We start from the raw sequence: 14318 nt of genomic DNA, 5'->3' as shown, positions 1-14318 counted from the left end.
ATCAGAATCGGGGCTGTCAGCCGCCGAACTCCTGGAGGCCCTTCAGCGCCTGGTCCAGGAGGGCCTGGCGGCCCTCCAGCTCCTTCTGGAGCTTGTCGGCCCTGGCGTTGTTCCCCTGGGCACGCGCCGTCTCGATCTGCCCCTGGAGCTTGTCCACGGCGGCCTGGAGCTGACCGGTCAGACCCGCGGCACGCGCGCGTGCCTCCGGGTTCGTCCGGCGCCACTCGGTCTCCTCGGACTCCTGGAGCGCCCGCTCCACGGCGTGCATCCGGCCCTCGACCTTCGGGCGGGAGTCGCGCGGCACATGACCGATCGCCTCCCACCGCTCGTTGAGCGAGCGGAACGCGGCACGGGCCGTCTTCAGATCGGAGACCGGGACGAGCTTCTCGGCCTCCTCGGCCAGCTCCTCCTTGAGCTTCAGATTCTCCGTCTGCTCGGCGTCACGCTCCGCGAACACCGAGCTGCGGGCCGCGAAGAACACGTCCTGGGCGCCGCGGAAGCGGTTCCACAGATCGTCCTCGTGCTCCCGCTGCGCCCGCCCGGCGGCCTTCCACTCCGACATCAGGTCGCGGTAGCGCGCCGCCGTCGGACCCCAGTCCGTCGAAGCGGACAGCGCCTCGGCCTCGCCGACCAGCTTCTCCTTGGTCTTCCTGGCCTCCTCGCGCTGCGCGTCCAGCGACGCGAAGTGCGCCTTGCGCCGCTTCGAGAACGCCGAGCGCGCGTGCGAGAAACGGTGCCACAGCTCGTCGTCCGACTTGCGGTCGAGGCGCGGCAGCCCCTTCCAGGTGTCCACCAGGGACCGCAGCCGCTCACCCGCCGCCCGCCACTGCTCGCTCTGTGCCAGCTCCTCGGCCTCGGTGACCAGGGCTTCCTTCGCGTGCCGTGCCTCGTCGGACTGCTTCGCCTTCTCGGCCTTGCGCTCCTCGCGGCGCGCGTCGACCGACTCCACGAGCTTGTCGAGGCGGGCACGCAGCGCGGCGAGATCCCCCACGGCATGGTGCTCGTCGACCTGCTGGCGCAGATGGTCGATGGCCGTCTGGGCGTCCTTGGCGGACAGATCGGTGGTCTTCACCCGACGTTCGAGGAGGCCGATCTCCACGACCAGGCCCTCGTACTTGCGCTCGAAGTAGGCCAGGGCCTCGTCCGGAGAGCCGGCCTGCCAGGAACCGACGACCTGCTCGCCGTCGGCCGTACGCACGTACACGGTCCCCGTCTCGTCGACGCGGCCCCACGGGTCGCTGCTCACAGCGCCTCCTCCACATGATGCCCGCGGGGACCTCTGCGGCCCCCGGGCATCGTCCACAGTTTCGTCACGGCCAATCTAGGCGACCGGCGGGGCGGCTGTCCGCATCCCGCGCGACCGAAATTACGCGCTGGGCGGTCAGGATTTCACCACGGTCGCCTTGTCGATGACCACCGTCGCGTTCGGCCCGCCGTCGCCCTGGCCGGTGTTCTCACCGGCGTCCGCGATCTTCTTCAGGACCTTCATACCCGAATCGGAAATGGTGCCGAACGGTGTGTAGTCAGGCGGAAGCTGACTGTCCTGATAGACGAGGAAGAACTGGCTGCCACCGGTGTCGCGGCCCTCCTTCGTCTGGCCGTTGTACTGGTTGGCCATCGCGACCGTGCCCGCCGGGTACACATTGCCCTTCAGGCGCTTGTCCTTCAGGTTCTCGTCGGGAATCGTGTAGCCGGGCCCGCCCATGCCGCTGCCCTCGGGGTCGCCGCACTGGAGCACGAAGATGCCCGCCGTGGTGAGGCGGTGGCACTTCGTGTGGTCCAAATACCCCTTGTTGAGGAGGAAGTCGAACGAGTTCACCGTGCGCGGGGCGTTCTTCGCGTCCAGCGCGATGTCGATGTCACCGCACGTCGTCGCCAGCTTCATCGTGTACGAGGCCGACTTGTCGACAGTGAGCGCCGGTTCCTTCTTGTAGCTGAGCTTCTTCACGTCGCCCGGCGCCGCCTTCTCGCACGGGTCCTCCGGGGCTTTGCTGCTCGGAGTCGCGCTGGGCTCGGAGCCCGCCGTGTCCTTCTTCTTGTCGGCGTCGAACGCTCCCGCGGCATACGACACCGCACCGCCCGCGACGACCACGGCCAGGGCCGCTCCGATCACCGCGTTACGGGTTCGCGCCCTGCGCCGCGCGCCCTCGCGCCGCTGCTGCTGCCGCAAGAACTTCTCCCGGGCGAGCTGCCGCCGCCGCTGATCCTGGGTGACCACCGGGTTGTCTCCTCGTACGTCTCGAATGCCTGACCGCCTGCGTGTGTCCCGTACCGTATATGGGTTCGCTGTGTAATCGGCAGCGCCGGTAGGCTCTGATCCGCCGCACCCTCTCCGGACGAGGTGCCGCGGTCCGGTACACCGGACGAGAACCACCGGACGAGAACCGAAGGACGATCGTGCTCATTGCCGGTTTTCCCGCCGGGGCCTGGGGCACCAACTGCTATCTGGTCGCCCCCGCCGCAGGCGAGGAGTGCGTGATCATCGACCCGGGCCACCAGGCCGCTCAGGGAGTCGAGGACGCCCTCGCCAAGCACCGGCTCAAGCCCGTCGCCGTCCTCCTCACCCATGGCCATATCGACCATGTCGCCTCGGTCGTCCCGGTCTGCGGAGCGCATGACGTCCCGGCCTGGATCCACCCGAGCGACCGGTACATGATGAGCGACCCCGAGAAGGCACTCGGCCGCTCCATCGGGATGCCGCTGATGGGCGAGCTGACCGTGGGGGAGCCCGACGACGTGCGGGAGCTGACCGACGGCGCCGCGCTGAGACTCGCGGGCATCGACTTCTCCGTCGCGCACGCGCCCGGCCATACCAAGGGGTCGGTGACCTTCCAGGTGCCCGAGTCCACGGACGTCCCGTCCGTCTTCTTCTCGGGCGACCTGCTGTTCGCCGGCTCCATCGGACGCACCGACCTCCCCGGTGGTGACATGGACGAGATGGTCGCGTCGCTGGCCCGTGTGTGCCTGCCGCTCGACGACTCGACCGTGGTGCTGCCCGGTCACAACGACCACACGACCATCGGCCGTGAGCGCGCCGCCAACCCGTATCTGCGGCAGGTGGCGGCCGGCCAGGGAGCCGGCGACCCGGCTCCTCGACGAGGAATGTGACGAGACCTTCCGTGAGCACCTTCAAGGCCCCCAAGGGCACGTACGACCTGATCCCGCCGCAGAGCGCCGCCTTCCTCGCGGTGCGCGAAGCCATCGCGGCGCCCCTGCGCAGTTCGGGATACGGCTACATCGAGACACCCGGCTTCGAGAGCGTCGAACTGTTCGCGCGCGGTGTCGGTGAGTCCACCGACATCGTCACCAAGGAGATGTACACCCTCACCACCAAGGGCGGCTCCGAGCTTGCGTTGCGCCCCGAGGGCACCGCGTCCGTGCTGCGCGCGGCCCTGGAGGCCAACCTCCACAAGCTCGGCAACCTGCCCGTCAAGCTCTGGTACTCGGGCTCCTACTACCGCTACGAGCGCCCCCAGAAGGGCCGTTACCGCCACTTCTCGCAGGTCGGTGCCGAGGCGATCGGCGCCGAGGACCCGGCGCTCGACGCCGAGCTGATCATCCTGGCGGACCAGGCGTACCGCTCGCTCGGCCTCAGGAACTTCCGCATCCTGCTGAACTCGCTCGGCGACAAGGAGTGCCGCCCGGTCTACCGCACCGCGCTCCAGGACTTCCTGCGCGGGCTCGACCTGGATGAGGACACCCGGCGGCGGATCGACATCAACCCGCTGCGGGTCCTCGACGACAAGCGCGACGACGTGCAGAAGCAGCTCGTGGGCGCACCGCTCCTCGTGGACTACCTGTGCGACGCGTGCCGCGCCTACCACGACGAGGTCCGCGCCCTGATCACGGCCGCCGGCGTCGTGTACGAGGACGATCCCCGGCTGGTCCGCGGGCTCGACTACTACACACGCACGACGTTCGAGTTCGTCCACGACGGTCTCGGCGCCCAGTCCGCGGTGGGCGGCGGCGGGCGGTACGACGGTCTGTCCGAGATGATCGGCGGCCCCTCGCTGCCGTCCGTCGGCTGGGCGCTCGGCGTGGACCGTACGGTCCTGGCCCTGGAGGCCGAGGGCATCACCCTCGAACTCCCCCCGGCGACCAGCGTGTTCGCGGTACCGCTCGGCGAGGAGGCCCGCCGGGTCCTGTTCGCGACGGTGACGGAGCTGCGCCGCAAGGGCGTCGCCGCCGACTTCTCGTACGGCGGCCGGGGGCTGAAGTCGGCCATGAAGAGCGCCAACCGCAGCGGCGCGCGGTACACGGTCGTGGCCGGTGAGCGGGATCTCGCCGAGGGCGTCGTGCAGCTCAAGGACATGGAGTCCGGCGAGCAGGAGGCGGTCGCGCTGGACGCGGTCGTGGACAAGCTGCGGTCGCTGCTCGCCTGAGCGGGTTCCTGGAAGTCCGTCGAGGGGGCCGGGTGGCGTGCGCCGCCCGGCCCCCTCGTTCACGCGGATACGGGTACGGGGGCCCGGTGCAAGGGTGGAGTCAGAGCAGGCCGTGGCGCATCGCGCTCGTCACGGCCGCCGTCCTGTCGTCCACGCCCAACTTGCCGAAGGCGCGCAGCAGATGCGTCTTCACCGTCGACTCGCCGATGTGCAGCCGGCGCCCGATCTCCGCGTTGGTGCAGCCCTCGGCGACCAGTCGCAGTACGGCGGTCTCACGCTCCGAGAGCCGGGGCCGCTGCGGCCTGGTGCGGAGCTGGTCGACGAGCCGGGCGGCGACCGACGGCGCGAGCACGGTCTCACCGCGCGCCGCGGCCCGTACCGCGTCGGCCAGCTCACCCCGCGCCATGTCCTTGAGCAGATAGCCCGCGGCCCCGGCCTCCACCGCCCGCAGGATGTCCCGGTCCGACTCGTACGTGGTCAGCACGATCACCCGGCACGGCAGCCCGGCCTCCGACATCCGTACGATCGCGTCGACGCCGTCACCGCCCGGCATCCGCAGATCCATCAGGACGATGTCCGGCCGCAGTTCGGCGGCGAGCGCCTCGGCGCGCGGCCCGTTCGACGCCTCGCCGACGACATCGAGATCGGGCTCGGCGCTCAGCATCGCGCGCAGCCCCTCACGGACGACGGGGTGGTCGTCGGCCAGGACGACACGGATCACGGCGCGCTCCTTTCGGACGGGGACTCCGGTGCGGTCCCCGGCTCCGGCGCCGCGGGTACCGGGAGCCGGACGATCACGGTCGTGCCCTCGCCGACCACACTGAACACATCGGCCCGGCCGCCGACCTCGGCCGCACGGGCCCGCAGCCCCCGCAGACCGTATCCCGCGCGCGTGGCGTCCGCTGCGGAGCCGTCGTGCTCCGGGGCCTCGGGCGCGAAGCCGCGGCCGGTGTCGCGTACGCCGACGGTCAGGGCGTCGTCCGCGTAGTCGAGGGTCAGGGTCACGGCGGCGCCGATGCCCGCGTGCTTGCGCACATTGGCCAGCGCCTCCTGACAGGAGCGCAGCGCCACCACCTCAAGGCCGGCCGGTACGGGGCGTGCCCGGCCGGTGACCTCGACCCGGGCCGGAGCCTCGTGCCGGGCGGCGAGACGGCGCAGCGCGTCCGGCAGTGAGCCGTCGTCCAGGTCGGCGGGGGCCCGCCCGGCGACCAGGGCGCGGGCCTCGGCGAGGTTCTGCCGCGCCGTCTCCGCCATCAGCCCCAGATGGCGGCGGGCCTGCGGCACGTCGTGGTCCAGCTCCGCCTCGACGGCCTGTACCAGCATGACCAGACTGGTGAACCCCTGCGCGAGCGTGTCATGGATCTCGCGGGACATCCGCTCCCGCTCCGCCAGCGCCCCCTGCACCGCCGACAGCCGCGCGATCTCCTCCCGGCTCGCCGCCAGTTCGGCGATGAGATCGGCGCGATGGACGCTCTGGTCGATGATCCGGATCACCCAGGCGCCCATCACCGCCGAGAACGTGAGCGTGACCAGCGCGAAGACCGAGTTGAAGAAGACGGACTCCCACGGCGGGCGCCACAGGAGCGCCCACCCCGTCACCGGCACCACATTCAAGACGGTCACCGCGACCATCGCCTGGCGGAGCGTCAGCAGCATGAAGCACTGCGGCCCGAGCGCGAAGGTCGCGAGCCGGACCTCGCCGACCAGCGCCGCCGCGACCACGAACGGGACCACGGCCCCGGCGATGTACCGCACCGCGCGCCTCGGACGCTCCGGGTCGCTGTCGGGCACACCCAGCGTGCGCCGCCCGGCCCCGATGTACCAGGGCACGAGCAGCGTGAACACGCCGGCGGCGGTCAGCCGGATCGGAAGGTCCGGCTCCGGGGCGCTCAGCGTGAACACCACCGTGGCGGCCCAGACGACGGCGAAGTACGCGTCCCAGGGGCGCCGACGCAGGCCGTACGCGTCGGCGCCCCTGGGAGCCGCCGGGGAACCGGCCGTCAGTTCTCGCCCCGGTTCTTCCACCGGAAGGTCAGCAGACACAGGAGCAATCCTCCGACGCACCAGGCGCCGAGCACCAGGGCGATATGGCCGAACTCCCAGCTGCCCGCCGGTTCCAGGACGGCGGCGGTCTCGGGCAGGAACACCCCGCGCAGCCCCTGGACCATCCACTTCAGCGGGAACAGCGCCCCGATCCCCAGCATCCAGTGCGGAAGCGTGTCCACCAGGATGTAGACGCCGGAGATGAACTGGAGCACCAGGAACGGCAGCACGACCACGGAGTTCGCGCTCTTCGCCGACCTGGGCACACTGCTCACCGCGATCCCGAGCAGCGCGCACGCGGTCAGCCCCAGGACGAAGATCCAGCCGAAGGTCAGCCACTTGTCCGCGGTCGACGGCAGGTCGAGGTCGTAGACCGTCGTACCGAACAGCAGCAGCAGCGCCGTCTCCAGGACGCCGGTCACCAGGACGAGCCAGATCTTGCCGAGGAAGTACGCGGCCGGCGGCATCGGGGTGCCCCGCAGCCTGCGCAGCGCCTTCTCGTCCCGCTCCACGGCGATCGAGATGCCGAGCGACTGGAAGCTCGTCGCCATGATCCCCGAGGCGATCATCGACGCCACATAGTGCTGGGACGCCGTGGAGCCGGTGTTCTCCATGGTGTCGGCGAAGATCGACGCGAACAGGAACAGGAACACGATCGGGAAGGCGAACGTGAACACCACCTGCTCGCGCAGCCGGAAGAACTGCTTCACCTCCAGCGCCCCGCGCGCCAGACCCAGGCTCCAGGCGCTCGGCAACCGGTCCGTACGGGAACGGTCGGCGTCGGCCGCCGTGTCGATGGCCGTGCCGCTCACGCCTGTGCCGCTCATGCCTGCTCCTCCTGTCCCGTGAGCCGCAGATACACGTCCTCCAGGGTGGGGCGGCTCACCCGAAGCCCCGGGATCTCCCCGTCGAACCGGCGCGCCAGCTCCGCGACCGTCCGCGTAGGGGTCGTCGTCCGCTCCGCGCGCGGTGATCCGTCGTCCGCCTGCCACTCCACGGTGGCATCCGACCCGTACCGGTGGCGCAGCTCCGCGGGTTCGCCCTCGGCGACGACCCGGCCCTTCGCGATCACGGCGAGCCGGTCGGCGAGCGCCTCCGCCTCCTCCAGGTAGTGCGTGGTCAGGACGATGGTGGTGCCCTCGTCCGCGAGCCGCCGGATCAGCTCCCAGAACTGCCGGCGGGCCGCCGGGTCGAACCCGGTCGTCGGCTCGTCGAGCAGCAGCAGATCGGGCCCGCCGATCACACCGAGCGCCACGTCGAGCCGTCGCCGCTGGCCGCCCGAGAGCGCCTTGACACGGCTGCCCGCCTTCGCCTCAAGACCGACCAGCGCGACGACCTCCTCCGGGTCGCGCGGCCGTGGGTAGTAGCGGGCGAAGTGGCGCACGGTCTCGCGGACGGTCAGCTCCGCGGGCGCCGACTCGTCCTGCCAGACGACGCCCACCCGCGCGCGCCACTCCCGGCCCGCCGTCCCGGGATCACTTCCGAGCACACGCACCTGCCCCCCGTCGCGGGTGCGGTTGCCCTGAAGGATCTCGACGGTGGTGCTCTTGCCCGCGCCGTTCGGGCCGAGGATGCCGAAGACCTCGCCCTCCCGGATCGCGAGATCCACGCCGTCCACGGCGGTCACCTCGCCATAGCGCTTGAGCAGTCCCCGTACGTCCACCGCGAGCCCCGCCGCGGTCCCTGTCGCGCGCTCCCCGGTGCGCTCGGCGGCGCGTTCCGTGGTGCTTCTCATGGCACTTTCCGTCATGTCAGGGAGCCTCCCGCCGAATCCGGGGCTCCGGGACCTCCGGACGTACCTTCTTATGTCCATCGAACGGTGGACACCTGTCCGCGTACGGCACAATGACCGTGCCCCGGCGACCACTCGAATGACGGAACGGCGTGATGACCAAGACGACGACCGCAGGCAACAGCGCCTCCTCCACGCCCGACGGGCCGGAAGCCCCGTCCGGCGCGGTCGGTGGGAGCCATGCCCTCGCGCTGCTTCTGGTGATCACGGGTGCGGCGGGGCTGCTCGCGTCCTGGGTGATCACGCTCGACAAGTTCAAGCTGCTCGAAGACCCGAACTTCACGCCGGGGTGCAGCCTGAACCCGGTGGTGTCCTGCGGGAACATCATGAAGAGCGAGCAGGCGTCGGCGTTCGGGTTCCCGAACCCGATGCTGGGTCTTGCCGCCTACGCCGTCGTGATCTGCGTAGGCATGAGCCTGCTGGGCCGTGCCCGCTTCCCCCGCTGGTACTGGCTCACCTTCAACGCCGGCACCCTCTTCGGCGTCGGCTTCTGCACCTGGCTCCAGTACCAGTCCCTCTACCGCATCAGCTCCCTGTGCCTGTGGTGCTGCCTCGCCTGGGTCGCCACCATCGTCATGTTCTGGTACGTGACCTCCTTCAACATCCGCAAGGGATTCATCCCGGCACCAGGCTGGCTGCGGAGCTTCTTCGGCGAGTTCACCTGGGTCCTCCCCGTCCTGCACGTCGGGATCATCGGCATGCTGATCCTGACCCGCTGGTGGGACTTCTGGACCAGCTGAACCGACCGCCCCACGCGCGCGTAAGGCCCGGCCGGGCCCCGGAATCCGGGGCCCGGCCGGACTGTCGGTGGGGTGACATAGGGTTCAGCACGTGGAGCCCGATCTGTTCACCGCCGCAGCCGAAGAACGCCAGGAGAAGGACCCGGCGAGCAGCCCCCTGGCCGTGCGTATGCGCCCGCGCACCCTTGACGAGGTCGTCGGCCAGCAGCATCTGCTCAAGCCCGGAGCCCCCCTGCGCCGCCTCGTCGGCGAAGGCGGCGGCGGCCCCGCCGGACCCTCGTCGGTGATCCTCTGGGGCCCGCCCGGCACCGGCAAGACAACCCTCGCCTATGTCGTTTCCAAGGCCACCAACAAACGCTTCGTGGAGCTGTCCGCGATCACCGCGGGCGTCAAGGAGGTCCGCGCGGTCATCGAGGGCGCCCGCAGGGCCACGGGCGGGTACGGCAAGGAGACGGTCCTCTTCCTGGACGAGATCCACCGCTTCAGCAAAGCCCAGCAGGACTCCCTGCTGCCCGCCGTCGAGAACCGCTGGGTCACCCTCATCGCCGCCACCACCGAGAACCCGTACTTCTCGGTGATCTCCCCGCTCCTGTCCCGCTCCCTCCTGCTCACCCTCGAACCCCTCACCGACGAGGACCTGCGCGGACTGCTCCGCCGCGCCCTCACCGACGAGCGCGGCCTCGGCGAAGCCGTCACGCTCGCCGACGGTGCCGAGGCGCACCTCCTGCGCATCGCCGGCGGCGACGCCCGCCGCGCCCTCACCGCCCTGGAGGCCGGTGCCGGAGCCGCGATCGCCAAGGGCGAGCCCGAGATCACCCTCCAGACCCTGGAGGAGTCGGTCGACCGGGCGGCTGTGAAGTACGACCGGGACGGCGACCAGCACTACGACGTGGCGAGCGCCCTCATCAAGTCCATCCGGGGCTCCGACGTCGACGCGGCCCTGCACTACCTGGCCCGCATGATCGAGGCGGGCGAGGACCCCCGGTTCATCGCCCGGCGCCTGATGATCTCCGCCAGTGAGGACATCGGCCTCGCCGACCCCACCGCGCTGCCGACCGCCGTCGCCGCCGCCCAGGCCGTCGCCCTCATCGGCTTCCCCGAGGCCGCGCTCACCCTCAGCCACGCGACGATCGCCCTCGCCCTCGCCCCGAAGTCCAACGCCGCGACCCTCGCCATCGGCGCCGCCATGGAAGACGTCCGCAAGGGCCTCGCCGGACCCGTACCGCCCCACCTCCGCGACGGCCACTACAAAGGCGCCGCCAAACTCGGCCACGCCCAGGGCTATGTGTACCCGCACGACGTCCCGGGCGGCATCGCGGCCCAGCGGTATGCCCCGGAGGCCGTCGAGGGCAGGCGCTACTACCGGCCCACGCGGTACGGCGCCGAGGCGCGGTACGCGGATGTGGTCGAGCGGGTCCGCGAGCGACTGAAGGGCGAGCAGCCGGGGACGACGGACGACTGACGGGCACGACGCACGGCTGGCGACTGACGGGCACCCGGTCCGCACCACCCCGCCGACCCGGTAAACTCTCCCGCAGCGCTGCGTCCCGTGTCCGGTTCCGACCGGCATCACCAGAACGGGACAAGCAGCCGGAGCCCCGGCCCCCGGGCCGGGTGATCCAGGAGCGTCGCGCACCGTCGAACGGTGTCGCGGGCAGCCCACCACCCCGTACCCACGGCGGTCGGTGGGCCACTCGCGTGCTGCACGTATGTGCCCAGACCAGGGGAGCGGCTGCCCGCCCGACCGGCCCGAAACGGCAGGTCACGACGGGTTTCCCCAGGCTGCGGATGCGACCTCCCTAACCCTGGTGAAGCCGATTTTTCACAGACAAGAGAGGTTCGGTTCGTGACGAACCAGTCCCGCCCCAAGGTCAAGAAGTCGCGTGCCCTCGGCATCGCGCTGACCCCGAAGGCCGTCAAGTACTTCGAGGCCCGTCCCTACCCCCCGGGTGAGCACGGCCGTGGCCGCAAGCAGAACTCGGACTACAAGGTCCGACTGCTGGAGAAGCAGCGCCTTCGCGCCCAGTACGACGTCTCCGAGCGTCAGCTCGTGCGTGCGTACGAGCGTGCCAGCAAGGTCCAGGGCAAGACCGGTGAGGCCCTGATCATCGAGCTGGAGCGCCGCCTCGACGCGCTCGTCCTGCGCTCGGGCATCGCCCGCACCATCTACCAGGCCCGCCAGATGGTCGTCCACGGCCACATCGAGGTCAACGGCAAGAAGGTCGACAAGCCGTCCTTCCGCGTCCGTCCCGACGATGTCGTGATGGTCCGCGAGCGGTCCCGCGAGAAGTCGCTGTTCCAGGTCTCCCGCGAGGGCGGCTTCGCCCCCGACGGCGAGACCCCGCGCTACCTCCAGGTCAACCTGCGCGCGCTCGCGTTCCGTCTGGACCGCGACCCGCAGCGCAAGGAGATCCCGGTGATCTGCGACGAGCAGCTCGTCGTCGAGTACTACGCCCGCTGACCCGGACGCGGTACCAGCCTTAGCGCCTCAGCCCGCCGTCTCCCCGCTCTTCGGAGCCGGGGAGGCGGAGGGCTCTCGCGTTCCCGGGGACCCCGGCGCCTGTGCACGCGGTCCGGGCAGCGCCCGGTGAGGCCGCTCCCCACCCCTGCCCAGCGCCCGCGCCACCGCCGCGTCCGTACCGAGCCGCGCCCCCGCCCGTACGCACTCGTCGTACCGGACGTCGCCCAGCCGCGCGCGAGCCCGCTCCTCGCACAGTTCGTGCGGCGCGTTGTAGTGCTGCGAGCCGAACAGGGGCAGGCCCACCGACGGCCACATGCGGGCCGCCGCGCCCTGAAGCACCGCCGCCTCCACCGGGTCGCCCTCCGACTCCGTGATCAGCGCGAGCAGTTCCACGGCCAGGACCGTGCCCAGCAGATCGTGGAACGCGTGGTCGATGGCCAGACACTCCTCAAGCAGCCGCCGAGCCTGCCCCAGATCGCCGGACGCCCAGGCCGCGTGCCCCAGGACATACAGGGCGTACGCGAGGGTCCACCGCTCGCCGTGGTCCTCGCAGACCCGCCGCACGTCCTCGCACAGGCCCACCGCCTCCTTGACGTCGCCCTGGAAGACGAGCGACATCGCCAGCTCGACCTGCGCCATCAGCACATTGCTGTTGAGTTCGCCGATCTCCTGGTACTGGCCCAGCGCCGAACGCAGCAGCTCCTCCGCGCGCCGGGCGTCGTCCGTGACCAGCGCCAGACAGCCCGTGCGGTGCTCGACATAGGCGACCGCCGTGGCGTTGCCCGTCAGCTCCGCCTCCGCCCGGCACTCGTGCAGCGCGGCGAGCGCGGGCACCACGTCGCCCTGGAGGATCGCGACATACCCGAGCACCCACAGCGCCTTCAGCCGCGCCTCGGTGTAGTCGTCGGCGGCGCCGGGCCCGGACCCGTCGTCCGGTTCCACGCTCCGCTCCAGCCAGTGCCGGCCCTCCGACAGCCGCCCGCAGCCCACCCAGTAGAACCACAGCGTCCCCGCCAGATGCTGACCCAGATGCGCCTCGCCCGGCTCGTTCAGCGAGAACTCCAGGGCGATCCGCAGATTCGGCAGCTCCGCCTCCACGCGCGCGGCGACCTCCGCCTGCCGGGGCGAGAACCAGTCCAGCTCGCACCAGGTCGCAAGGCCCATGAACCAGTCCCGGTGCCGGCGCCGCAGCCGGGCCGCGTCCCCCGTCGCCTCCAGCCACTCGGCGCCGTACGCGCGCACCGTGTCGAGCATGGCGTAACGCGCCCCCGCCGGACCGTCCTCGCGGCCCACCACGGACTGCGAGATCAGCTCGGTCAGCACATCGAGCACCTGGTCCGCGCAGAGCCCGTCACCACTGCACACGTACTCGACGGCCTCCAGGTCGAACGGCCCCGAGAACACCGAGAGCCGCGCCCACAGCAACCGCTCCTCCGGCGTGCACAGCTCATGGCTCCAGCCGATCGCCGTACGCAGCGTCCGGTGCCGGGGCAGCGCACCCCGGCCACGGCCCGTCAGCAGCCGGAACCGGTCGTCCAGACGGTGCAGCACCTGACCCGGCGACAGGGCGGAAAGACGGCCCGCGGCCAGCTCCACCGCCAGCGGAATGCCGTCGAGACGGCGGCACACGTCCTCCACGTCACGACGGTTGCCGTCGTCCAGCGCGAAGCCCGGCACCACCGCGGTCGCGCGCCGCACGAACAGCGCGACGGCGTCCCGCTCCGGCAGCGGACCCACCGGGAACACCTGTTCACCGGTGACCGCCAGCGGTCTGCGCCCGGTCGCCAGGACCCGCAGCCCCGGCGCCCGGCCCAGCAGTTCCCGCAGCAGCGCCGCGCAGGAGTCCACCACATGTTCGAACCCGTCGACCAGGAGAAGCAGTTCACGGTCCGCGAACCAGTCGAGCAGCACCTCACGGGCCGGCCGCGACGTGTGATCGGTGAGTCCCAGCGCCTCCAGGACCGCGTACTCCACCAGCTCCGTGCCGCGTACCGGCGCCAGTTCGACCAGTCGCACACCGTCGCGCGGGGCGAGGCCCGCCGCCGCGTGCGCGGCCAGGCGCGACTTGCCGACCCCGCCGACCCCGGTGACGGTCACCAGGCGAGAGGCCGTCAGCGCGTCCGCCAGGCCCGCGAGTTCGGTGGAGCGTCCGACAAAGGCGTTGAGTTCCAACGGGAGACCGCTGTTCATCGTGGAGATCCGTGAAGTCCCTGAAAGCCGTGCAGAATCGTTCGTCCAGGAGCCTGGGCGCCGAGAGCGTCGCATGAGGTACGGAGCGTACCCGCGTGTAAACACTCCGTACAATCGCTTCGCGCCAACTCCCCGCGCCCGCCGCCGGTAATCCGGTAGGGAGCGGCGCGATGGGCGCGATAGGCTCGGGAAACACTTTTCGATGTTCACAGCGCCCTGGATCCCAGGTTCCGGGGCCGAAGTCTCAAGGAGCGGTGCACCGTGTCGGGTGGAGAGGTTGCCGGGATTCTGGTGGCCGTCTTCTGGGCGATCCTGGTCTCCTTCCTCGCCGTGGCGCTGGCGAGGCTGGCCCAGACGCTCAGGGCGACCACCAAACTCGTCGCGGACGTGACCGACCAGGCCGTACCGCTCCTCGCTGACGCCTCCATGGCCGTGCGCTCCGCACAGACCCAGATCGACCGCGTCGACGCCATCGCGTCCGACGTCCAGGAAGTCACGTCGAACGCCTCCGCGCTCTCCTCCACCGTCGCCTCCACCTTCGGCGGCCCGCTGGTCAAGGTCGCGGCGTTCGGCTATGGAGTGCGCCGGGCCATCGGCCGCAAGAGCGCACCCGCGACGAACCCGCCCACCCAGCCGTCCCGGCGTACCGTGATCGTGGGCCGAGCCGTCCCGACCGGGCGGCGGGGCAAGCGGAAGAAGGACTGACGCAG

The 14318-nt window shown here is 71.0% G+C and carries 13 protein-coding genes; 6 read left to right on the top strand and 7 right to left on the bottom strand.

All coding sequences use genetic code 11. The features are described 5' to 3' along the window. Window positions 1–16: 16 nt before the first annotated feature. Window positions 17–1246 carry a DUF349 domain-containing protein gene (locus tag ACIQNU_RS22970; RefSeq protein WP_401369390.1) on the bottom strand — a complete coding sequence of 410 codons (1230 nt, stop codon included), beginning with the start codon at window positions 1244–1246 and terminating at the stop codon, window positions 17–19. Between the two features lie 135 nt (window positions 1247–1381). Next, entirely contained in the window at window positions 1382–2218 is an 837-nt protein-coding gene (locus tag ACIQNU_RS22965; protein ID WP_401369387.1) for a peptidylprolyl isomerase, read from the bottom strand. Between the two features lie 179 nt (window positions 2219–2397). Between ACIQNU_RS22965 and ACIQNU_RS22960 the strand changes: the two genes are divergently transcribed. Together ACIQNU_RS22960 and hisS are read left to right on the top strand one after the other, a co-directional pair. Further along, window positions 2398–3108 carry an MBL fold metallo-hydrolase gene (locus tag ACIQNU_RS22960; RefSeq protein ID WP_401369384.1) on the top strand — a complete coding sequence of 237 codons (711 nt, stop codon included), beginning with the start codon at window positions 2398–2400 and terminating at the stop codon, window positions 3106–3108. Between the two features lie 11 nt (window positions 3109–3119). Then, on the top strand, window positions 3120–4382 hold the full coding sequence (hisS, locus tag ACIQNU_RS22955; protein ID WP_401369381.1) for a histidine--tRNA ligase: 1263 nt from the start codon (window positions 3120–3122) through the stop codon (window positions 4380–4382). A gap of 100 nt (window positions 4383–4482) precedes the next feature. On the opposite strand, the gene ACIQNU_RS22950 is transcribed toward hisS, so the two are convergent. From ACIQNU_RS22950 to ACIQNU_RS22935, 4 genes are read right to left on the bottom strand one after another with little or no spacing between them, the layout of a single operon-like run. Continuing rightward, a complete protein-coding gene (locus tag ACIQNU_RS22950; RefSeq protein ID WP_401369379.1) occupies window positions 4483–5103 on the bottom strand; it encodes a response regulator in 621 nt (206 codons plus the stop codon). Beyond that, window positions 5100–6425: a sensor histidine kinase gene (locus ACIQNU_RS22945; protein WP_401369376.1), complete on the bottom strand. Its 1326-nt coding sequence runs from the start codon at window positions 6423–6425 to the stop codon at window positions 5100–5102. Before ACIQNU_RS22945 ends, ACIQNU_RS22950 begins: the two co-directional genes overlap by 4 nt. Then, complete coding sequence (locus ACIQNU_RS22940) at window positions 6383–7252, bottom strand: ABC transporter permease (RefSeq protein WP_401369373.1); 870 nt, start codon at window positions 7250–7252, stop codon at window positions 6383–6385. The genes ACIQNU_RS22945 and ACIQNU_RS22940 overlap by 43 nt, the downstream gene beginning before the upstream one ends. Next, the gene (locus tag ACIQNU_RS22935; protein WP_401369370.1) at window positions 7249–8160 is read right to left on the bottom strand and encodes an ABC transporter ATP-binding protein; all 912 of its coding nucleotides are present in this window, start codon (window positions 8158–8160) and stop codon (window positions 7249–7251) included. Before ACIQNU_RS22935 ends, ACIQNU_RS22940 begins: the two co-directional genes overlap by 4 nt. A gap of 152 nt (window positions 8161–8312) precedes the next feature. Here ACIQNU_RS22935 and ACIQNU_RS22930 point away from each other — a divergent pair, with 152 nt between their 5' ends. From ACIQNU_RS22930 to rpsD, 3 genes are all read left to right on the top strand, one after another. Next, window positions 8313–8957: a vitamin K epoxide reductase family protein gene (locus tag ACIQNU_RS22930; protein WP_401369368.1), complete on the top strand. Its 645-nt coding sequence runs from the start codon at window positions 8313–8315 to the stop codon at window positions 8955–8957. 91 nt (window positions 8958–9048) lie between these two features. Further along, window positions 9049–10419, top strand: a complete 1371-nt coding sequence (locus ACIQNU_RS22925; protein ID WP_401369366.1) for a replication-associated recombination protein A — start codon at window positions 9049–9051, stop codon at window positions 10417–10419. A 384-nt stretch (window positions 10420–10803) separates the two neighbouring features. Further along, window positions 10804–11418, top strand: a complete 615-nt coding sequence (rpsD, locus tag ACIQNU_RS22920; protein ID WP_401369363.1) for a 30S ribosomal protein S4 — start codon at window positions 10804–10806, stop codon at window positions 11416–11418. A gap of 27 nt (window positions 11419–11445) precedes the next feature. Here rpsD and ACIQNU_RS22915 read toward each other — a convergent pair whose 3' ends face one another. Beyond that, window positions 11446–13608, bottom strand: coding sequence for an ATP-binding protein (locus tag ACIQNU_RS22915; protein WP_401369360.1), 2163 nt, complete (start codon window positions 13606–13608; stop codon window positions 11446–11448). 261 nt (window positions 13609–13869) lie between these two features. Between ACIQNU_RS22915 and ACIQNU_RS22910 the strand changes: the two genes are divergently transcribed. Further along, a complete protein-coding gene (locus tag ACIQNU_RS22910) occupies window positions 13870–14313 on the top strand; it encodes a DUF948 domain-containing protein (RefSeq protein ID WP_401369357.1) in 444 nt (147 codons plus the stop codon). Window positions 14314–14318: the final 5 nt, after the last annotated feature.

It is taken from the genome of Streptomyces sp. NPDC091292, assembly GCF_044757265.1.
GTDB lineage: Bacteria > Actinomycetota > Actinomycetes > Streptomycetales > Streptomycetaceae > Streptomyces.
Note: the sequence above shows the minus strand (reverse complement) of the source record. Positions and strands in the feature narration are given on the sequence as shown.